15 protein-coding genes are annotated in these 20887 nt (G+C 60.2%); 12 read left to right on the top strand and 3 right to left on the bottom strand.

Annotated features, from left to right (window positions below; genetic code table 11):
- Positions 1-176 precede the first annotated feature (176 nt).
- The gene (locus JQ848_RS01795) at positions 177-434 is read left to right on the top strand and encodes a hypothetical protein (protein ID WP_004419567.1); all 258 of its coding nucleotides are present in this window, start codon (positions 177-179) and stop codon (positions 432-434) included.
- 104 nt (positions 435-538) lie between these two features.
- On the opposite strand, the gene gbdR is transcribed toward JQ848_RS01795, so the two are convergent.
- Together gbdR and JQ848_RS01785 are read right to left on the bottom strand one after the other, a co-directional pair.
- Positions 539-1642: a choline metabolism transcriptional regulator GbdR gene (gbdR, locus tag JQ848_RS01790; protein ID WP_004419569.1), complete on the bottom strand. Its 1104-nt coding sequence runs from the start codon at positions 1640-1642 to the stop codon at positions 539-541.
- Between the two features lie 444 nt (positions 1643-2086).
- Complete coding sequence (locus tag JQ848_RS01785) at positions 2087-3463, bottom strand: L-serine ammonia-lyase (protein WP_004419571.1); 1377 nt, start codon at positions 3461-3463, stop codon at positions 2087-2089.
- A 359-nt stretch (positions 3464-3822) separates the two neighbouring features.
- Between JQ848_RS01785 and JQ848_RS01780 the strand changes: the two genes are divergently transcribed.
- The 3 genes from JQ848_RS01780 to choV all read left to right on the top strand — a co-directional run bounded on the left by JQ848_RS01780 (position 3823) and on the right by choV (position 6859).
- Positions 3823-4770, top strand: coding sequence for a choline ABC transporter substrate-binding protein (locus JQ848_RS01780; protein ID WP_004419573.1), 948 nt, complete (start codon positions 3823-3825; stop codon positions 4768-4770).
- A gap of 68 nt (positions 4771-4838) precedes the next feature.
- Positions 4839-5684 (top strand): choline ABC transporter permease subunit, encoded by an 846-nt coding sequence (gene choW, locus JQ848_RS01775; protein WP_004419575.1) that lies wholly within the window; start codon positions 4839-4841, stop codon positions 5682-5684.
- On the top strand, positions 5681-6859 hold the full coding sequence (choV, locus tag JQ848_RS01770; RefSeq protein WP_004419578.1) for a choline ABC transporter ATP-binding protein: 1179 nt from the start codon (positions 5681-5683) through the stop codon (positions 6857-6859). The genes choW and choV overlap by 4 nt, the downstream gene beginning before the upstream one ends.
- 92 nt (positions 6860-6951) lie before the next feature.
- On the opposite strand, the gene JQ848_RS01765 is transcribed toward choV, so the two are convergent.
- Positions 6952-8892: a BCCT family transporter gene (locus JQ848_RS01765; RefSeq protein ID WP_232286863.1), complete on the bottom strand. Its 1941-nt coding sequence runs from the start codon at positions 8890-8892 to the stop codon at positions 6952-6954.
- A gap of 453 nt (positions 8893-9345) precedes the next feature.
- Between JQ848_RS01765 and betI the strand changes: the two genes are divergently transcribed.
- The 8 genes from betI (at position 9346) to JQ848_RS01725 (ending at position 20773) form a co-directional block, all read left to right on the top strand.
- Entirely contained in the window at positions 9346-9939 is a 594-nt protein-coding gene (gene betI, locus JQ848_RS01760; protein WP_004419582.1) for a transcriptional regulator BetI, read from the top strand.
- 109 nt (positions 9940-10048) lie between these two features.
- Complete coding sequence (gene betB, locus JQ848_RS01755; RefSeq protein WP_004419584.1) at positions 10049-11521, top strand: betaine-aldehyde dehydrogenase; 1473 nt, start codon at positions 10049-10051, stop codon at positions 11519-11521.
- Positions 11522-11639: 118 nt separating this feature from the next.
- A complete protein-coding gene (betA, locus tag JQ848_RS01750; protein WP_004419586.1) occupies positions 11640-13343 on the top strand; it encodes a choline dehydrogenase in 1704 nt (567 codons plus the stop codon).
- A gap of 237 nt (positions 13344-13580) precedes the next feature.
- Positions 13581-15023, top strand: coding sequence for a TldD/PmbA family protein (locus JQ848_RS01745; protein ID WP_202210215.1), 1443 nt, complete (start codon positions 13581-13583; stop codon positions 15021-15023).
- Positions 15023-16360: a TldD/PmbA family protein gene (locus JQ848_RS01740; protein WP_202210214.1), complete on the top strand. Its 1338-nt coding sequence runs from the start codon at positions 15023-15025 to the stop codon at positions 16358-16360. The genes JQ848_RS01745 and JQ848_RS01740 overlap by 1 nt, the downstream gene beginning before the upstream one ends.
- A gap of 141 nt (positions 16361-16501) precedes the next feature.
- Positions 16502-17932, top strand: coding sequence for a multidrug transporter subunit MdtD (gene mdtD, locus JQ848_RS01735; RefSeq protein WP_004419591.1), 1431 nt, complete (start codon positions 16502-16504; stop codon positions 17930-17932).
- 193 nt (positions 17933-18125) lie between these two features.
- Positions 18126-19463 (top strand): ATP-dependent RNA helicase DbpA, encoded by a 1338-nt coding sequence (gene dbpA, locus JQ848_RS01730; protein WP_232286864.1) that lies wholly within the window; start codon positions 18126-18128, stop codon positions 19461-19463.
- Positions 19464-19594: 131 nt separating this feature from the next.
- Positions 19595-20773 (top strand): BaiN/RdsA family NAD(P)/FAD-dependent oxidoreductase, encoded by a 1179-nt coding sequence (locus tag JQ848_RS01725; protein ID WP_010656692.1) that lies wholly within the window; start codon positions 19595-19597, stop codon positions 20771-20773.
- Positions 20774-20887 lie beyond the last annotated feature (114 nt).

Genomic DNA, 20887 nt, shown 5'->3' with positions numbered 1-20887 from the left:
TGACCAAACCATCGACGATGCCGCGAAAGTCAGTGTGCACAGCCCAGTGCACCGGCACTTAGCCGAAAACGACCTGCGCTTAGGCATCCCGGACATATCGTCAGACCGCCCCTTGCCCCCTTGACCAAGCCGTACCAGAATCGAGTTCGATCGCGCCTCTGTAGAAGGATAAAAAAATGATGCACGCGGATTTGATTGATGAGCAAGACCTGCTGGGCCAACTGCGCTCACTGGGGTTTGAGGTGTCTGGCAGCGCCGAGCAAGCCTGTACGACGGTGGTCTGTGGACTGAATGAAACCAATGCTCGCGCACTCAAGGGCCTGGTAGAAAAACTCTACACCGGCAGCGCGACCATTTTGCCGGCGGTGCGCCAGGCCATAGATCAACAGCTGCTGCCGGGGCTGGCGCAATTCAAGCAAAGCAAAATGGCCTGACCCCACCTCTGCCTGCCCCCATCTCTGTAGGAGCGAGCTTGCCTCGCGAGCTCTTCGCTGAAATGCTCGCGAGCAAGCTCGCGCCTGCAGAAGGCTTTGCGGCGTTACAGTCGTACGCTGGCAAAGGTCGATTCGTTGCGCGCCTGATTCAAGGCAGACATGGGGCCGGCCAGCGGCGTCATCAGCAGTGACTGCGGAATCGGGATCAGGGTTGTCTGTTGCGCGGTGTTGGAGCCCACTCGCTCATCCCGTGGCGGAATACCGAAATACTCGCGGTAACACTTGGAGAAATGCGGGGTAGAAACAAAGCCGCACACCGCTGCCACTTCAATGATCGACATGGGTGTCTGCTTGAGTAACTGCCGCGCCCGTACCAGCCTCAGCTTGAGGTAGTAACGCGATGGCGAGCAGTGCAAATACTTCTGAAACAGGCGCTCCAGCTGACGTCGCGATACGGTGACATACACCGCCAGCTCATCAAGGTCGATGGGCTCTTCGAGATTGGCCTCCATCAATGCCACGATTTCCTGCAGCTTGGGCTGGTTGGTGCCAAGCATGTGCTTGAGCGGCACCCGCTGATGGTCCTGTTCGTTGCGAATGCGTTCATACACAAACATTTCCGAAATGGCCGCCGACAGCTCACGGCCATGATCGCGGCTGATCAGGTGCAGCATCATGTCCAGCGGTGCGGTACCGCCCGAACTGGTAAAGCGGCTACGGTCGAGGGTAAACAGGCGGGTACTCATGGCGACCCGCGGAAAGGCTTCCTGCATGGAGGCCAGACATTCCCAGTGCACGCTGCAATCAAAGCCGTCCAGCAGACCGGCGTAGGCCAGGGCCCAGCTGCCGGTGCATACGGCGCCCAGACGGCGCGATTGGCGCGCCTGGCTTTGCAACCATGAAACGTGCTCGCGGGTAACAGTGCGTTGAATACCGATACCGCCGCAAACAATCACCATGTCCAGTGCCGGGGCCTTGTACATGCTTGCATCGGGGGTCACTTGCAGGCCGTCGCTGGCCCATACCTGACTGCCATCTGCGGTGAGGGTGCTCCAGCGATACAACTCGCGACCGGACAGCTGATTGGCCATGCGCAAGGGTTCTATCGCGGAAGCCAGGGAAATGAGCGTGAAATTGTCCAGCAGCAGAAAGCCGATGGATTGAGGCGTACGGTTCTGGGGTTGAACCCCGGAGTTGAACGACGTCATCGCGATATCTCCTCACACAATGCGGGTGATGGCCCCAGGCACAGGCTCTTGTTATTGCCCTCGTTTGACGGGGCTTTGCAATCACAACGCAAATGCCATGCCTAAACTTGAATGACCATTCAACTAAGCCTGAAAACGACGTCGCAATGTGTCTGCGCGGGTATTGACCAAACCGCTGACAAGCATTGTTTAAAAGGACCCGACACGCACAGCCCGGCGCTTTTGAGCACATTGGTAGCACTTGTGGGAAGGCGGCAGAAACAGAGCCGTGACGGAATGTCACCAAGCGCACGAATGCGCCAAAAGAGATCGGTGTGCGCTGAAACAGCGCGCGGAAAACCTGACTACAAACCTGTAGGAGCGAGCTTGCTCGCGAGCTTTTGATCTTGAAAGCTCGCGAGCAAGCTCGCTCCTACAGGAGGGGGCGACCCAGTGATCCGGTGCTCAGCACTCCACCGCGCTGACGGCCAGCCCGCCCCGTGAGGTCTCTTTGTATTTGTCGTGCATGTCGGCACCCGTGTCGCGCATGGTGCGGATCACCCGGTCCAGCGAGATAAAGTGCTGGCCATCGCCACGCAAGGCCATTTGGGCCGCATTGATGGCTTTGACTGCAGCGATGGCGTTGCGCTCGATACAGGGCACTTGCACCAGCCCGCCCACCGGGTCACAGGTCAGGCCCAGGTTGTGCTCCAGACCGATTTCGGCCGCGTTGCACAGTTGCTCGGGGGTGGCACCCAGGATTTGCGCCAGCCCGGCGGCGGCCATGGCGCAGGCTGAACCGACCTCGCCCTGGCACCCCACTTCGGCCCCGGAAATGGAGGCGTTCTTTTTGCACAGAATGCCGATCGCCGCCGCGCTTAATAAATAGTCAACCACATGGGCTTCGCTGACCTCGTCGCTGAATTTCATGAAGTAGTGCAGTACCGCCGGGATGATGCCCGCCGCGCCGTTGGTGGGCGCCGTGACCATGCGCCCGCCCGCTGCGTTTTCTTCGTTGACCGCCAGTGCAAACAGGTTGACCCACTCCATGGCGCTGAGGGTCGAGCCGATGACATTGGGTTTGCCCAATTCCTGCAAGCTGCGGTGCAGGCGCGCCGCGCGGCGACGCACATGCAAACCGCCGGGCAGGATGCCTTCATGCTTCAGCCCCTGCTCCACGCAGTCCTGCATGGCGCGCCAGAGCTTGATCAGGCCACAGCGGATCTCCTCTTCACTGCGCCATGTGCGTTCATTGGCCATCATCAGGGCCGCCACGCTCAGGTGATGTCTGGCGCACAGTTCGAGCAGCTCGCCAGCGCTGGAGAAGTCATAAGGCAACAGGGTCCGGTCCATGTCCAGCACACCGCTGGCCGCTTGCGCAGCGTCCACCACAAAGCCGCCGCCCACCGAGTAATAGCTGTCGCGATGCAGCTCGCCCTGTTCACTGGCGGCGACCAGCGTCATGGCATTGGGATGAAACGGCAGGTTTTCGTCGATCAGGCGCATGTCTTGCGCCCACTCGAACGGGACTGGCAGATAACCGTCCAGTAGCAGGGTCCGGGTCTCGCGCAACTGTTCGATGCGTTCGCCAATGCAGGCCGGGTCGATGACGTCCGGCCATTCGCCCATCAGGCCCATGATCACTGCATTGTCGCTGCCATGGCCGATCCCGGTGGCAGACAACGAGCCATAAAGCTGCACTTCGATACGCCGTACCTGTTGCAGCTGGCCGCGTTCGCGCAAGCCCTGCACAAACAGCGCCGCCGCCCGCATGGGCCCGACCGTGTGGGAGCTGGAGGGACCGATGCCGATCTTGAACAGGTCAAACACGCTGATAGCCATGAGCACAAAGCCTCGGGGGTGAATGCCCGCACTATGGGCGGTTTTCAATCAGCTAAAACGTCCAGCTACGACCCGGCTTTGCCTGCCAGCGCCCTCGCCGTTTTATACGGTGCAGACAGCTGGAAAAGGCAGTTTCAGCAGCGGAATTTTCCATATACGACCTCCCAAGTACCAGATACGACCCTCCCTGTACTGGATGCGACGCACCCTGTAGGCGTTTGAATTTCACTGTTACATGATCAGTCTCGACTCGATTGCCAGATGCGCGGCCAAACCCCTGCCGGGCATCGCCCAACCGCAACTGATACGTGCGGCTTTTCGATTCGGAAACCGCCACCCAGACACCCAGGAGTCGTTCCATGAAACATTCCCCGTCGCTGTTGCTGGCTGCACTGTTGAGTCTGCCCGTGATCGTCCAGGCTGCCGAGCCGGCGCAATGCAGCACCGTTAACTTCTCGGATGTCGGCTGGACCGACATCACCGTCACCACCGCCGTCACCAGCGAGGTGCTCAAGGCCCTCGGTTACAAAACCAAAACCACCATGATTTCAGTACCCGTCACCTACAAGTCACTGGCCGATGGCAAGAACATGGACGTGTTTCTGGGCAACTGGATGCCCACCATGGAAAACGACATCAAGGCTTACCGCGATGCCGGAACGGTGGAGACCGTACGGGCCAATCTGGAGAACGCCAAATACACCCTGGCCGTGCCCGAAGCGCTGTATGACAAGGGTTTGAAAGACTTCTCCGACCTGCCCAGATTCAAGAAGGAACTGGACGGCAAAATCTACGGCATCGAACCCGGCAACGATGGCAATCGCATGATCCAGACCATGATCGACAAAAACGCCTTCGGCCTTAAGGACGCAGGCTTCAAGGTGGTGGAGTCGAGCGAAGCCGGAATGCTGTCACAAGTCGATCGCGCCCAGCGCCGTGGCACCGAGGTGGTGTTTCTGGGCTGGGAACCGCACCCGATGAACACCCGCTTCAAGATGAAATACCTCACCGGTGGCGATGAGTTCTTCGGCCCCAATTATGGTCAGGCAACCATCTACACCAACACCCGCAAGGGCTACACCCAGGAATGCCCGAACGTCGGCCAGTTGCTGAAGAATCTGGTGTTCACCCTGGACATGGAAAGCACCCTGATGGGCAAGGTGCTCGATGACAAGACCAAACCGGACGTGGCGGCCAGAGCCTGGCTTAAACAGAACCCGCAAGTGCTCGACACCTGGCTGGCGGGCGTGACCACTATCGACGGCAAGCCGGGCCTTGAGGCCGTCAAGGCCAGTCTCGCGAAGTAAGCTCGGGCGCCGGACGGCACGCTCGCCCGGCTCCGTTTCAATTCCCCTGCATGCGGACGTTCACTACCATGCTGATTGATCACAAGATCCCTCTGGGCGAGTACATCGCCAGCTTCGTCGACTGGCTGACCAAACACGGCGCCAGCACCTTCGACGCCATTGCGCTGACGCTGGAAACCATGATCCATGGCGTGACGTTCGCGCTGACCTGGTTCAACCCCTTTGTGTTTATCGGACTGATTGCACTGCTCGCGCACTTTATTCAACGCAAGTGGGGGCTGACGGTGTTTGTGGCACTGTCGTTTCTGCTGATCCTCAATCTGGGGTACTGGCAAGAGACCATGGAAACCCTGGCGCAGGTGCTGTTCGCCACCTTTGTCTGCGTGATCATCGGGGTGCCGCTGGGCATTCTGGCGGCGCACAAACCCATGTTCTACACCTTCATGCGCCCGGTGCTGGACTTGATGCAGACCGTGCCGACCTTCGTTTACCTGATCCCGACCCTGACCCTGTTCGGGCTGGGTGTGGTGCCGGGGCTGATCTCTACCGTGGTCTTTGCCATTGCCGCGCCGATTCGCCTGACCTACCTAGGGATTCGCGATGTACCCCATGAACTGCTCGATGCCGGCAAGGCCTTTGGCTGTTCGCGCCGCCAGCTGCTCACACGCATCGAACTGCCCCATGCCATGCCCAGCATCGCGGCCGGGATTACCCAATGCATCATGCTGTCGCTGTCGATGGTGGTGATTGCTGCCCTGGTGGGTGCCGACGGCTTGGGCAAACCGGTGGTCAACGCACTGAACACCGCAGACATCGCCCTGGGCTTTGAGGCCGGGCTGGCAATTGTATTGCTGGCGATCATGCTCGACCGGATCTGCAAGCAGCCGGAAGCCAAGAAAGGAGCTGACGCATGAGCATTATCCGCTTCGACAAGGTTGACGTTATCTTTGCCAAAGATCCGCGCGAGGCCCTGGGCCTGCTGGACCAAGGGCTGTCACGGGATCAGATCCTGAAAAAGACCGGACAGATTGTCGGCGTCGAGAGCGCCAGCCTGGACATCGACAAAGGCGAAATCTGCGTGCTGATGGGTTTGTCCGGCTCGGGTAAATCCAGCTTGCTGCGCTGTATCAACGGGCTTAACACCGTGAGCCGTGGCCAGTTGTATGTGGAGCATGAAGGCAAGCAGATCGATATCGCATCCTGCACCCCGGCCGAACTGAAAATGATGCGCACCCAGCGCATCGCCATGGTGTTTCAAAAGTTCGCCCTGATGCCATGGCTGACCGTACGCGAGAACATCAGTTTTGGTCTGGAGATGCAGGGCCGGCCCGAGAAGGAACGCCGCGCGCTGGTGGACGAAAAGCTGGAGCTGGTGGGCCTGACCCAGTGGCGCAACAAAAAGCCGGATGAACTGAGCGGCGGCATGCAGCAGCGGGTCGGCCTGGCCCGGGCACTGGCCATGGACGCCGATATTTTGCTGATGGATGAACCCTTCTCGGCACTGGACCCGCTGATTCGCCAGGGCTTGCAGGACGAATTGCTGGAGCTGCAGCGCAAGCTCAGCAAGACCATTGTGTTTGTCAGCCACGATCTGGACGAAGCCCTGAAACTGGGGAGCCGCATCGCGATCATGAAAGACGGCAAGATCATTCAGTACAGCAAGCCTGAAGAAATCGTGCTCAACCCGGCAGACGACTATGTGCGCACCTTCGTCGCCCATACCAACCCCCTGAACGTACTGTGCGGGCGCAGCCTGATGCGCACGCTGGACAACTGCAAACGCATCAACGGCTCGGTGTGCATAGATCCGGGGGACGACTCGTGGATTGATCTGGCAGAAGGCAACACCATCAAGGGCGTGCGCCAGGGTGCCAGCAACGTGGACTTGCAGCACTGGAGCCATGGGCAGGCAGTGGAAGGACTGGGGCGTGGCCCGACCCTGGTGGACTCGGGAATCGGCATGCGCGACGCGCTGCAAATCCGTTATCAGACCGGCAACAAGCTGGTGCTGCACGACAATCAGAAAGTGGTGGGGATACTCGGCGATACCGAGCTGTATCACGCGCTGCTGGGCAAAAACCTGGGCTAGGTGCCCGTAACTGACCTTGTAGGAGCGAGCTTGCTCGCGAGCTGTTCAAACTGGCTCGCGAACAGGCCCGCTCCTGCAGGAGGGACGTGAATTTAGCTGTAAACCCGCCCAAGGAGCTGGCGATGGCTTTCAAACTGGTCGAGCACGTCACGGCTGATTTGCTCTGGGGTGAAGCCCATCAGGTCGTACTCCTGGCTGCCGTTATGCAAATACACTTCAGCCCGGTAGTAACGGTTGCGCACTTCATCCTGACCAGACTCGCCCGGTGCCGCCATGTAGCCGTCCAGGCTGACTTCGTAGACAAACGGGTTGCCTTCTTCCATCTCGACACGCACGCCCATGCAACGCTTGGCTTTACCCAGCAGGGTCTGTACATCAAAGCCTTGGGCACGCAGTTGCGTGGCTGCTTCTTCCAGTGCCGGGGTCACGTGCTTGTCCATAAAGCGCTGCACCACTGCCTGGGTCGGCTGCAGGTCCTGGGCGGTCAAACGCTCGCTGAAAAAGCCGCTGCGACCACGGGCCGCCAGTTCAGCCTGTTCCTGTTCCATCTGGGTGTCCTGGCGCATCGCTTTGTGCAGGCCGAACATGAACAGGATCAGCACCACCGAGAACGGCAGGCCGGCCAGCACCACCATGGTTTGCATGGCGGCAAAGTTACCGGCAAACAACAGACCGATGGTCACCAGGGTAATCACCACCGACCAGAAGATGCGCAACCAGTGCGGGGCGTCTTCATCCACATCGCCGCCTTTGCAGGACAGGTTGGCCATCATTACCGCACCGGAATCCGCCGGGGTCAGGAACAGTACAAAGCCGACAAAGATCGACACGCCGATCACAATTTTCGAGGCAGGGTAGTGCTCAAGCAGTTGGTAAATTGCCATCGACGGCTGTTCGAGCGCCGTTTTACCCAACTCCACCGCCCCCTGGTTAACCACCAGGTCCAGGGCCGAGTTACCGAAGATCGACAACCAGGCCAGGGTGAAGCCCAACGGAATCAGCAATACGCCCGCTACCAGTTCACGCACGGTCCGCCCGCGGGAAATACGCGCAATGAACATGCCGACGAACGGGGCCCAGGAAATCCACCAGGCCCAGTAGAACAGGGTCCACAGACCCAACCAGCCTTCGGTCTTCTTGGTGTCGCCTTCATAGACATACAGGTCGAAGGTTTTCATGACGATACCGTTGAGGTAGTCGCCGGTGTTTTGCACAAAGCCGTTGAGCAGGTGCAGGGTCGGGCCGAACAACAGCACGAAAATCAGCAAGCCACTGAACAGCACGATGTTCAGGTTGGACAGACGGCGAATGCCGTTCTCAACGCCCGAGACCGCCGCGATGGTGGCCACGGTGCTCATCACGATGATCACGATCAGCAAGTTGGTGTTGCTGTGCTCCATGCCGAACAGGTTCTCAAGCCCCGACGACACTTGCATCGAGCCAATGCCCAGATTGGTCACCAGGCCAAGCAACGTCACGAACATGCCGAAGCCGTCTACTGCGTGGCCCGCAGCGCCTTTGACCCAGCGTTCACCCATCAACGGATACAACGCCGAGCGCAGGGCCAGCGGCTGGTTGTGACGATAGGCGAAGTAAGCCACGGCCAGACCGACCAGTGCGTAAATCGCCCAGCCGTGCAGACCCCAGTGCAGGAAAGTCAGTTGCAGCGCCTGGCGCGCGGCCTCGTGGCTGCCCGATACCCCTTCAGGGGGATTGAAGTAGTGATCCAGGGGCTCGGAAGCGCCGAAATACAACAGCGAAATACCGATACCGGACGAGAACAGCATCCCGGCCCAGGCGCCGTAGCTGAAGTCGGGGGTGTCTTGCTTGGTCCCCAGTTTCAGCTTGCCGTAGGACGAAAACGCCAGCCCCACGACGAAAATCAGGTAAGCGGCGATCACCACCATGTAGTACCAGCCGAAGCTGCGCGACAGCCATTCCTGGGCAACACCCAGTACGCGGCCTGCTTCTTCGGGGGCGATGATCAAAATGGCAGTCAGCAACAATATCAAGGCAGTGGAGGTGTAAAACACCCAACCGTTGACCGTCACCTTTTGCGGTGGGGTCTTTATAAGAGAAGCAGAACTCATGGCACGGATGCTCCAGGCAGCGCGAGAGAAAGACTTGAGGCTACGCACCACTCGACCAAACGCTTAGATAGCGACCAACGGTCGAGTGATATAAAGACACCGCTAAAAAAACCGGACCCGCCCGGACCCTGCTGTTTCTGTAGGAGCGAGCTTGCTCGCGAGCTTTTTAATCGCGTTACAGGGCTCGCGAGCAAGCTCGCTCCTACACAAAACCGGGGTTCCAGCGATGTTTGCTGTGTCGTTTTGCGCCATTGATGCCCAGGCAAACGGCATAAATCGCGACGATTTGTCGCAGAGCTTATTCTTTGTTGATTGAACGTTCAATCAAAACAAAATAGACTGGTCTTCGCTCAGTGATCGATTTGCACTGCTCGCAGGCCCAAGGAGATTTGCAAGATGCCAAAGGTCGGGATGCAACCCATACGCCGCCAGCAGTTGATCGAAGCCACGTTAACGGCAGTCGATCAGGTCGGGATGGCCGATGCCAGCATTGCGCTGATTGCCCGTTTGGCCGGTGTGTCGAATGGCATCATCAGTCACTACTTTCGCGACAAGAACGGTCTGATTGCCGCCACCATGCGGTACTTGATGAACGTCTTGATCGACAACGTCACCGCCCGCCGCCAGGCGCTGAGCGATGACAGCCCCAGGGCTCACCTGCAGGTAATCGTTGAAGGCAACTTTGACGCCAGCCAGGTCAGTGGCCCGGCAATGAAAACCTGGCTGGCCTTTTGGGCCGCCAGCATGCACCAACCGTCTTTGCACAGATTGCAGCGGATCAACGATCACCGCTTGTACTCCAATCTGTGCTGCCAGTTCCGCCGGGTTTTGCCGCAGGCCCAAGCCCGCAATGCAGCACGGGGCCTGGCAGCTCTCATCGATGGTCTATGGTTGCGGGGTGCCCTGTCGGGAGACGCTTTCGACACCGAACAGGCACAACGCATCTGCTACGAATACATGGATCTACAACTGGCGAAAAAGGTGAGTTAGGCCTCAATCAATGCTTAACCCCTGAACTGTCGTGAATCTGAGTTGCCCCAGTTAGATGGCATCCAGGTTCACGATGAACGCCAACCACTTATGCACTTGCGAGGATTTTATGGCCCGTTTCGAACTGCAAAAACTCTACATCGACGGCGGCTACACCGACGCCAGCAGCGATGCAACCTTCGATGCCATCAACCCGGCTAACGGCGAAGTCCTTGCGCAAGTGCAACGTGCGACTAAAGAAGACGTTGAGCGCGCTGTTGTCAGCGCCGAAAAAGGCCAGAAAATCTGGGCTGCCATGACTGCCGTGGAGCGTTCGCGCATCCTGCGCCGGGCCGTGGACATCCTGCGCGAGCGCAACGATGAACTGGCTGCCCTGGAAACCCTGGACACCGGCAAGTCGTACTCCGAAACCCGTTACGTGGACATCGTGACCGGTGCCGACGTACTGGAATACTACGCAGGCCTGGTGCCCGCCATTCAGGGCGAGCAGATCCCGCTGCGCGACACTTCGTTCGTTTACACCCGTCGCGAGCCGCTGGGCGTTGTGGCCGGCATCGGCGCATGGAACTACCCGATCCAGATCGCTTTGTGGAAATCCGCACCGGCACTGGCCGCCGGTAACGCGATGATCTTCAAGCCAAGTGAAGTCACTTCCCTGACCACCTTGAAACTGGCCGAGATCTACACCGCTGCCGGCGTACCGGACGGCGTGTTCAACGTACTGACCGGCAGCGGCCGCGAAGTCGGCACCTGGCTGACCGAGCACCCGCGCATCGAGAAAATCTCGTTCACCGGCGGCACCGACACCGGCAAGAAAGTTACCTCCAGCGCCACCAGCTCTTCGCTCAAAGAAGTGACCATGGAACTGGGCGGCAAGTCGCCGCTGATCATTTTTGACGACGCCGACCTGGATCGCGCGGCTGACACCGCGATGATGGCCAACTTCTACAGCTCGGGCCAGGTGTGCACCAACGGCACCCGCGTGTTCGTACCGACCGCACTGAAAGCAGCGTTCGAAGCCAAGATTCTGGAGCGCGTTGCCCGTATTCGTATCGGCAACCCGGAAGACGAAAACACCAACTTCGGTCCGCTGGTCAGCTTTGCTCATATGGAAAGCGTGCTGGGCTACATTGCCAAGGGCAAGGAAGAAGGCGCCCGCCTCCTGTGCGGCGGCGAACGTCTGACCCAGGGTGACCTGGCCAAGGGCGCATTCGTGGCACCGACCGTGTTCACCGACTGCACCGATGAGATGACCATCGTCAAAGAAGAAATCTTTGGCCCGGTGATGAGCATCCTCACCTACGACACCGAAGAAGAAGTGATCCGTCGCGCCAACGATACCGAGTTCGGCCTGGCTGCCGGTGTCGTGACCAAAGACCTGAACCGCGCCCACCGCGTGATTCATCAGCTGGAAGCGGGCATTTGCTGGATCAATGCCTGGGGCGAGTCCGACGCAAAAATGCCGGTAGGCGGCTACAAGCAGTCGGGTATTGGCCGCGAAAACGGTATCAGCTCCCTGGCGCAGTACACCCAGATCAAATCGGTACAGGTTGAGTTGGGCGATTACGTTTCGGTGTTCTAAGCCAGCGCCCCCAGCGCCGGCACGCCAGCTCCCACGCACCTTGTGGGAGCCCGGTTTGCCGGCGATGGGGGGCGAAGCGCTCGCCATGACCTGACCAACTTCAAAGAGGGTGCATTTTATGTCCCAAGAATTCGATTACATCATCATTGGTGCCGGCTCTGCCGGTAACACCCTGGCGACCCGTCTGACTGAAGACGAAGGCGTCACCGTGCTGCTGCTCGAAGCAGGCGGCCCGGACTACCGTTTAGATTTCCGGACCCAGATGCCCGCGGCTCTGGCGTTTCCGCTGCAAGGCCGTCGCTACAACTGGGCCTTTGAAACCGATCCGGAACCCCACATGGACAACCGCCGCATGGAATGTGGCCGTGGCAAAGGTCTGGGCGGTTCTTCCCTGATCAACGGCATGTGCTACATCCGTGGCAACGCGATGGACTACGACGGCTGGGCAAAACTGCCAGGCCTCGAAGACTGGGATTACCTGAACTGCCTGCCGTACTTCCGTAAAGCGGAAACCCGCGACATCGGCGCCAACGATTACCACGGCGGTGATGGCCCGGTCAGCGTGACTACGCCAAAAGCGGGGAACAACGTGTTGTTCCACGCAATGGTTGAAGCCGGCGTACAGGCAGGCTACCCGCGTACCGAAGACCTGAACGGCTACCAGCAGGAAGGTTTCGGCCCGATGGACCGTACCGTCACGCCAAACGGTCGTCGTGCCAGTACCGCTCGCGGTTACCTGGACACCGCCAAGCAGCGTTCTACCCTGACCATCGTCACCCACGCCCTGACCGACAAGATCGAGTTTGAAGGCAAGCGTGCGGTTGGCGTTTCCTACATGGTCGGCGACAGCGACACCCGCATTCTGGCCAAGGCCCGTAAAGAAGTGCTGCTGTGCAGCGGCGCGATCGGTTCGCCAACCGTGCTGCAACGCTCCGGCGTCGGCCCGGCCGAACTGCTCAACAGCCTCGATATCCCGGTGGTTCACGACCTGCCGGGCGTCGGCCAGAACCTGCAGGACCACCTGGAACTGTATCTGCAATACGCATGCACCCAGCCGGTTTCGCTGTACCCGTCCTTGCTGTGGTACAACCAGCCGGCCATCGGTGCCGAGTGGTTGTTCCTGGGCAAAGGCATCGGCGCCAGCAACCAGTTCGAAGCAGGCGGTTTTATCCGTACCCGCGAAGAGTTCGAATGGCCGAACATCCAGTACCACTTCCTGCCGGTTGCGATTAACTACAACGGCAGCAACGGTGTGAAAGAGCACGGTTTCCAGGCACACATGGGTTCCATGCGTTCGCCGAGCCGGGGCCGGATCAACGTCAAGTCCAAGGACCCGCGCGAGTACCCGAGCATCCTGTTCAACTACATGGCGGCCGAGCAGGACTGGCAGGAATTCCGTGACGGCATCCGCCTGACCCGGGAAATCATGCAGCAACCGGCTCTGGACGCGTACCGTGGCCGTGAAATCAGCCCGGGTATCGACAAGCAGACTGACGAAGAGCTGGACACCTTTATCCGTGAACACGCGGAAACGGCGTTCCACCCTTCCTGCTCGTGCAAGATGGGTACCGACGAAATGGCCGTAGTGGACGGCGAAGGCCGGGTGCATGGCATGCAGGGTCTACGGGTAGTCGATGCGTCGATCATGCCGCTGATCACCACCGGTAACCTCAACGCACCAACGATCATGATCGCCGAGAAAATCGCCGACAAGATCCGTGGTCGTGCGCCACTGCCGCGCAGCACAGCCAGCTACTACGTTGCAGGCGATGCACCGGTACGCGGCAAGCCGCTGCGTGATGTGAGCCGTACCGCGCAGTAACCGCGATTGCGATTGAGCCCGTTCCTGCTGCTGTGGGAGCGGGCTTGCCCGCTATAGCATCACCTCGATTTGCCTGAAGTACCGGGTCGTGCGCATCACGGGCAAGCCCGCTGCCGCAACCGCTGCAGTTTCATCCCTCCCCGCTTGTCCCGGCCTCAACGCAGGCCTACTCTAGTGCCTCGCTTCAGTTCCCAAACCCAAGCTTCGATACACTTTCCGATGTTCGGAGGTCTGTGCATGTTCGATTTCTACCCTCAGCTCAAGCAGCGCTTTGCCGCGTTGCGCACCCGGGCCGAGTTCTTTTCGTTGCGTTATGTGCGCGAGTCCGGGCAACACCTGTCGGTACGCAAGAACGTTGCAGAACCTCCTGCCTTCAGTCACGACCAGGGCGCGATGCTGACCGTGCGGGTCAAGGGCGTTGAAGCCTATGCCGCCACCAACGACCTGTCACAGGCCGGTTTGCAGGCCGCCCTGGATCGTGCCGAGGCCCAGGCCCGCCTGATCACGCCCCACGCGTTGCTCGACCTGACCCTGGAACCGGTATCCCGGGAATGCGCCGACTATTACTCGCCCGATCTGGACCAGACATTCCCGTCCCTCAGCCAGTGCTTTGAGCTGCTGGGCGCCGAGTCGGCAGCCGTGCCCAAAGACCCGCGACTGGTGAGCTGGGACGTGTCCCTGGGACTCAACCACGTCGAGCAGATTTATCTCAACAGCGCCGGCGCCGAGTTGCGCCGGGCCCAGCGCTTCGTGTTTCCGGGCATGAGCGTCACCGCCTATGACGGCAATGACAGCCAGACCCGCAGCCTGGGCCGGGAAAACTTTGGCCAGCAAGGCGGCGTGGATGTGATTGGCCGCTGCGGCTTGATCGGCGCCGCGCCCCAGGTCGCCGAGCAAGCCCTGCAGTTGCTGCTTGCGCCCAACACGCCCCAGGGCCAGCGCGATCTGCTGTTGCTGCCCGACCAGATGATTCTGCAGATTCACGAGTCCATCGGCCACCCGCTGGAGCTTGACCGCATTCTGGGCGACGAGCGCAATTACGCGGGCACCAGCTTCGTCAAGGCCGGTGACTTCGGCAACCTGCAATACGGCTCCAGGCTGCTCAACGTGACCTTCGACCCGACCATTGCCGAGCAGTTGGCCAGCTACAGCTTTGACGACGACGGTACCCCGGCGCACAAGGAGTTCCTGATCCGTGAAGGTTTGCTGCTGCGGCCTTTGGGCGGAGCGCTGTCGCAATTTCGCGCAGGTCTCGACGGCGTAGCCAACAGCCGCGCCTGCAGCTGGAATCGTCCACCGATAGACCGTATGGCCAACCTCAATATCGAACCCGGCGACCAGTCGATGGCGCAACTGATTGGCAATATCGAAAACGGAATCCTGATGGCCACCAACCGCTCATGGTCGATTGACGATGCGCGCAACAAATTCCAGTTCGGCTGCGAATGGGGCCAGTTGATCGAAAACGGTGAACTCAAGGGCGTGGTCAAGAACCCCAACTACCGCGGTATCTCCGAGCAGTTCTGGCGCAATCTGAGCGCCGTGGGCGACGCCAGCACGTTCAAGGTGCTGGGTACCCCCAACTGCGGCAAAGGCGAACCCAATCAGGTGATCCGGGTGGGCCATGCATCCCCGGCCTGCGTGTTCAGTAATATCGACGTGTTTGGAGGTGATGCCTGATGAGTACCCCAATGAGTCAGGCCGGGCAGTTCAAGGCACTGGTGCAGTGGCTGCGCGATGCGCTGCGCAGTCCCGAGCAATTCACCCTGGACTACAACGCCGAAGCCTCGGAATTTATTCGTTTCAACAAGGGCAAGGTACGCCAGGCGGGGCTGGTGCAGCAGGCGAGCCTGAGCCTGAAGCTGATCGACAACGGGCGTCACGCTGACGTCAGCATCACCCTCGCCGGTGAACTGGCGGTCGATCAGCAGCGCTTGTCCGAAGCACTGCAACAATTGCGCGACACCCTGCCCCTGCTACCGGTTGATCCCTGGCTGCTGCTCAACCCCGAGCCGTGGCAAAGCCACAATGTGCAGGACCAGCCGTTGCCGGACACCGCCCGGGGGCTGGAGGAAATCCGCCGCGCCGCCGAGGGCATCGATTTGGTGGGCTTTTATGCCAGCGGCCCGATCAGCTATGGCTACGCCAGCTCCGAAGGCGCACTGGGCTGGCATCAGGCCAACAGTTTCAATTTTGACTGGAGCCTGTTCCACAGCAACGGCCAGGCAGTCAAAGCCAGCTACGCCGGGGCCGACTGGGACAGCGAGGGCTTTGCCCGGCGCATGCAATCGGCCCGCGAACAGCTGGCCTATCTGGATCGCCCGTTGCATGCCCTGGCACCCGGCGAATACCGTGCTTATCTGGCTCCGGCGGCACTGGAAGAAGTGATGAGCATGTTGAGCTGGGGTGGGTTTTCGGCCCAGGCCCTGGCCAGCAAGTACAGCCCGCTGCAAAAACTCTACGCCGGCGATGCGCAGCTGAGTCCGCTGGTGTCGCTGCACGAACAGGTCAGCCAGTCCCTGAGCCCGGCGTTTTCCGCTGAGGGTTATCCGCGCCAGGACCTGTCGCTGGTCAGGCACGGCAAGGCCAACCAGCAACTGGTGGGCTCGCGCAGTGCTGCCGAGTACGGCCTCGAGGTCAACGGCGCGCCCTGGGGTGAAGGGCCAAGCGCACTGGCGATGGCAGCGGGCAGCCTGGAACAGGCCGATATCCTCAAGCAGTTGGGTACCGGGCTATACATCAGCAACCTGTGGTACCTGAACTACTCCGACCAGTCGGCGGCACGCCTGACCGGCATGACGCGCTTCGCCACGTTCTGGGTGGAAAACGGCGAAATCAAGGCACCGGTCAACACCATGCGCTTTGATGACAGCGTCTATAGTCTGCTGGGTTCACAACTTGAAGCACTGACCGTAGAGCGCGAGCTGCTGTTGTCGGCCAGCACCTATGACCAGCGCCAGACCGCGTCAAACCTGTTGCCGGGGGCACTGGTAAAAAAACTGACATTGACGCTTTAACCCCCCTGCCCAATGTGGGAACCGGCTTGCCGGCGATTGGTGCAACCGGGCTTTCCTGACCATCGCCGGCAAGCCGGCTCCCACAGAGTGGGGCCAACCGGCCCCGCAGCGGGTTCTCGACTGTTCATAAAAAGAGGTCCTATGCCCGTACGTCCGGTTCTAAGTCCTGAAGTCCTTCGCTGGTTGCCCTGGGTAGTGGCCATCGCGTTTTTCATGCAGTCGCTCGACGGCACCATCCTCAATACCGCACTGCCCGACATGGCCAGCGACCTGAAAGAAAACCCGCTGCGCATGCAGGGCGTGATCGTCGCCTACATGCTTACCGTTGCACTGCTGATCCCGGCATCAGGCTGGATCGCCGACCGCTTCGGCACCAAAAAGATCTTCTTCAGCGCCATCCTCCTGTTCAGTTTCGGTTCGTTGCTGTGCGCGCTGTCCGGCACGCTCAACGAGCTGATCGGCGCACGTATCGTCCAGGGCCTGGGCGGTGCCTTGATGCTGCCCATCGGGCGACTGGTGGTGCTCAAGGCTTATCCGCGTTCGGAGCTGGTGCGGATCATGGGCTTTATCACCATCCCCGGTTTGCTCGGCCCCCTGATCGGGCCGACCATGGGCGGCTGGATGGTGCAGTACCTGAGCTGGCACTGGATTTTCCTGATCAACCTGCCCGTCGGAATGCTCGGCTGCTGGGCGGTCTGGCACTTCATCCCGGACCTTCGCGGCAGCGAGCGTACGCGCTTCGATACCCTGGGCTTTGTGCTGTTTGGCGCCGCGATGGTGTTTATCACCATTGCCATGGAAGGCCTGGGCGAATTGCACATGCCGCACCTGCGGGTGATGTTGCTGCTGTTCGCGGGGCTGGCGTGCCTGGCGGCCTATTGGCTGCGGGCAGGCAATATCAGCAACCCGCTGTTCTCGCCGGTGCTGTTTAAAACCAGGACCTTTGCCGTGGGTATATTGGGCAACCTGTTTGCCCGGCTCGGCAGCGGCGCCTTGCCGTTTCTGGTGCCGCTGCTGCTGCAGGTCGCCCTGGGCTATTCGCCGTCCCAGGCCGGGATGAGCATGCTGCCACTGGCGGCCGCCGCAATGCTGGCCAAGTGGGTGGCCCGGCCGCTGATCGAGCGCGTGGGCTATCGCACCGTGCTCACGACCAATACCTTTGCCCTGGGCCTGATGCTGGCCAGCATGGGCCTGGTCACCGAGCACACGCCGTACCCGCTGCTGCTGGGGATGCTGGCCGTTCTGGGCGCGATCAACTCGCTGCAATTCACGGCCATGAACACTGTGACCCTGATCGACCTCGACGACGCCAGCGCCAGCAGCGGCAACAGTTTGCTGTCGGTGGTCGCGCAGCTGTCCTTGAGCCTGGGTGTGGCGTGCGCCGGGGCCCTGCTCGGCGGTTTTACCGGCGATGGCGGCGATGAGGGGGTGGATACGGTACTTGGAGCATTCCAGCTGACCTTCCTGACAGTGGGCATCATGGCAATGCTGGCGGCCGCGATCTTCCTGCAGCTGTCACCCAAGGACGGGCGCAAGCCCAAGGCCAACTCGGAGCACGACCTGGAGCATTAAGAACGCAACACCTGTAGGAGCGAGCTTTTTTAACAGCTCGCTCCTACAGAGTTGTCAGGGTTCAGATGACAACTCGTCCAGAATGTTCAGGCTAAGGGCATAGGGCTGTTACACTGCGCGACATTTTGTTTTGCAGGCCAGTCTCGTGACCACCATTGCCACCGCTTTTAACTCTCTGCCTCTGTCCGCCGCCATGCTGGCTAACCTCGACTCCCTCGGTTATGCCCAGATGACGCCGATCCAGGCGCAGAGCTTGCCGGTGATCCTCAAAGGCATGGACCTGATCGCCCAGGCGAAGACCGGCAGCGGCAAAACTGCCGCCTTCGGCATCGGCCTGCTGAACCCGATCAACCCGCGTTTCTTCGGTTGCCAGGCCCTTGTGATCTGCCCGACCCGCGAACTCGCTGACCAGGTTGCCAAAGAGATCCGCCGTCTGGCTCGCGCCGAAGACAACATCAAGGTGCTGACCCTGTGTGGCGGCGTGTCCTTCGGCCCGCAGATCGGTTCGCTGGAGCACGGCGCGCACATCATCGTCGGCACCCCGGGGCGCATCCAGCAGCACTTGCGCAAAGGCTCGCTGAAACTCGACGGCCTCAACACTCTGGTACTCGACGAAGCTGACCGCATGCTCGACATGGGCTTCTACGATGCCATCGAAGACATCATCCGCCAGACTCCGGAACGCCGTCAGACCCTGTTGTTCTCGGCCACCTACCCGGTCGGTATCAAGCAACTGTCGTCCAAGTTCATGCGCAACCCGCAGCAGGTAAAAGCTGAGGCCTTGCACACTGACAGCCAGATCGAGCAACGTTTCTACGAAATCTCGCCTGAAGAACGCATGGACGCCGTGACCAAAGTGCTCGCGCATTTCCGTCCGCAATCGTGCGTGGCTTTCTGCTTCACCAAGCAGCAGGTTCAGGAAACCGTTGATCACCTGACCTCCAAGGGCATTTCCGCCGTCGGCCTGCACGGCGACCTGGAACAGCGCGACCGTGACCAGGTACTGGCGATGTTCGCCAACCGTTCGACTTCGGTACTGGTAGCCACAGACGTTGCCGCCCGTGGTCTGGACATCGATGCACTGGACATGGTGCTCAACGTCGAACTGGCCCGCGATTCGGAAATCCACATTCACCGTGTCGGCCGTACCGGTCGTGCGGGCGAAAAAGGGGTGGCGATCAGCCTGGTTGCTCCGTCCGAAGCGCACCGCGCCCAGGCCATCGAGCAACTGCAGAAAGCCCCGCTGAACTGGGAAACCCTGGACACCCTGAAATCCCAGGGCGGTGCGCCATTGCTGCCGGCCATGAGCACTCTGGTGATTGGTGCAGGCCGTAAAGACAAGGTTCGCCCGGGCGACATCCTTGGCGCCCTGACTGGCGACGCGGGCATCCCCGGCGCCCAGGTCGGCAAGATCGCGATCTTTGACTTCCAGGCCTACGTGGCCGTTGACCGCACTATTGCCAAGCAAGCGGCCCAGCGCCTGAGCGAAGGCAAAATCAAAGGCCGCGTACTGCGCGTCCGGGTTTTGTAAACCCAAACGACACACTCATTGTGGGAGCTGGCTTGCCGGCGATGTCAGCACCTCGGACCGGGTTGCCTGCATCGCTGGCAAGCCAGCTCCCACAGTGCTTTTAAACAGAGAATTTTTGTGAGGACACCGCTTTGCGCTCTACCGACGTTGTGATTATTGGCGCTGGCGCCGCAGGTTTGATGTGCGCGCTGAGCGCTGCCGGGCGTGGGCGCAAGGTGATGCTGATTGACCACGCCAACAAGGCGGGCAAGAAGATCCTGATGTCGGGCGGTGGCCGCTGCAACTTCACCAATATGTACACCGAACCGAACAATTTCCTGTCGCAGAACCCGCACTTCTGCAAGTCGGCGCTGGCGCGTTACACCCAATGGGATTTCATCGAACTGGTCAGCAAGCACGGCGTGCCCTACCACGAGAAGAAACTCGGCCAGCTGTTTTGCGATAACAAATCCAGCGACATCCTCGAAATGCTCCTGAGCGAGTGCCAACAGGCCGGCGTCAGCCTGCACCTGGACACCTCGGTGGAGCAGATCGAAAAAACCGAAACCGGCTACAGCCTCAACACCACCCTGGATCAGTTGAACTGTCAGTCGCTGGTGATCGCCACCGGCGGCCTGTCGATTCCGACCCTCGGCGCCACCGGTTTCGGCTATCAAGTGGCCAGGCAGTTTGGTCACACCTTGCTGCCGACCCGCGCAGGTCTGGTGCCCTTCACCATCACCGATCAGCTCAAAGAGATTTGCACCGAGCTCTCCGGGACCTCGGTGGACTGCCTGGTGAGCTGCAACGATCAGAGCTTCAGGGAAAATATCCTGTTCACCCACCGCGGTTTGAGCGGACCGGCGATCTTGCAGATTTCGTCGTTCTGGAACTCCGGCGATACGGTTGAAATCAACCTGCTGCCCGACCTCGACGCGCTGAGCTGGCTGCACACCCAGCAGGCCGAACGTCCGAACAGCGAACTGAAGACTCTGCTCGGTGAGATTTTCACCAAGAAGATGGCCAACCTGCTGGCCGAGCACTGGTTTGTGTCCAAGCCCATGAAGCAATACACCCCGGGCGAGCTGGCGGAAGTGGCTGACAGGCTGGCGTGCTGGAAAGTGGTACCGGCCGGCACCGAGGGCTATCGCACCGCGGAAGTGACACTGGGCGGGGTCGATACCCGTGAAGTGTCATCCAAGACCATGGAGTCGCTGAAGAGCCCCGGCTTGTACTTTGTCGGTGAAGTGCTGGATGTGAGCGGCCATCTGGGCGGTTTCAACTTCCAGTGGGCGTGGGCTTCGGGGTACGCCGCGGCGCAGTTCGTCTGACGACGTCACCCTGTGGCCGCTGTCGAAGGCTGCGGCTACAGAGTCTGAGTCAAAAAATATTTTGTGTCCGATGTGAAGAGTGTCATTGCGCTGTCGTCTTATCTGGCTCAATTT

The organism is Pseudomonas paraversuta, assembly GCF_904067025.1.
GTDB classification, from domain to species: domain Bacteria; phylum Pseudomonadota; class Gammaproteobacteria; order Pseudomonadales; family Pseudomonadaceae; genus Aquipseudomonas; species Aquipseudomonas paraversuta.
Note: the sequence above shows the minus strand (reverse complement) of the source record. Positions and strands in the feature narration are given on the sequence as shown.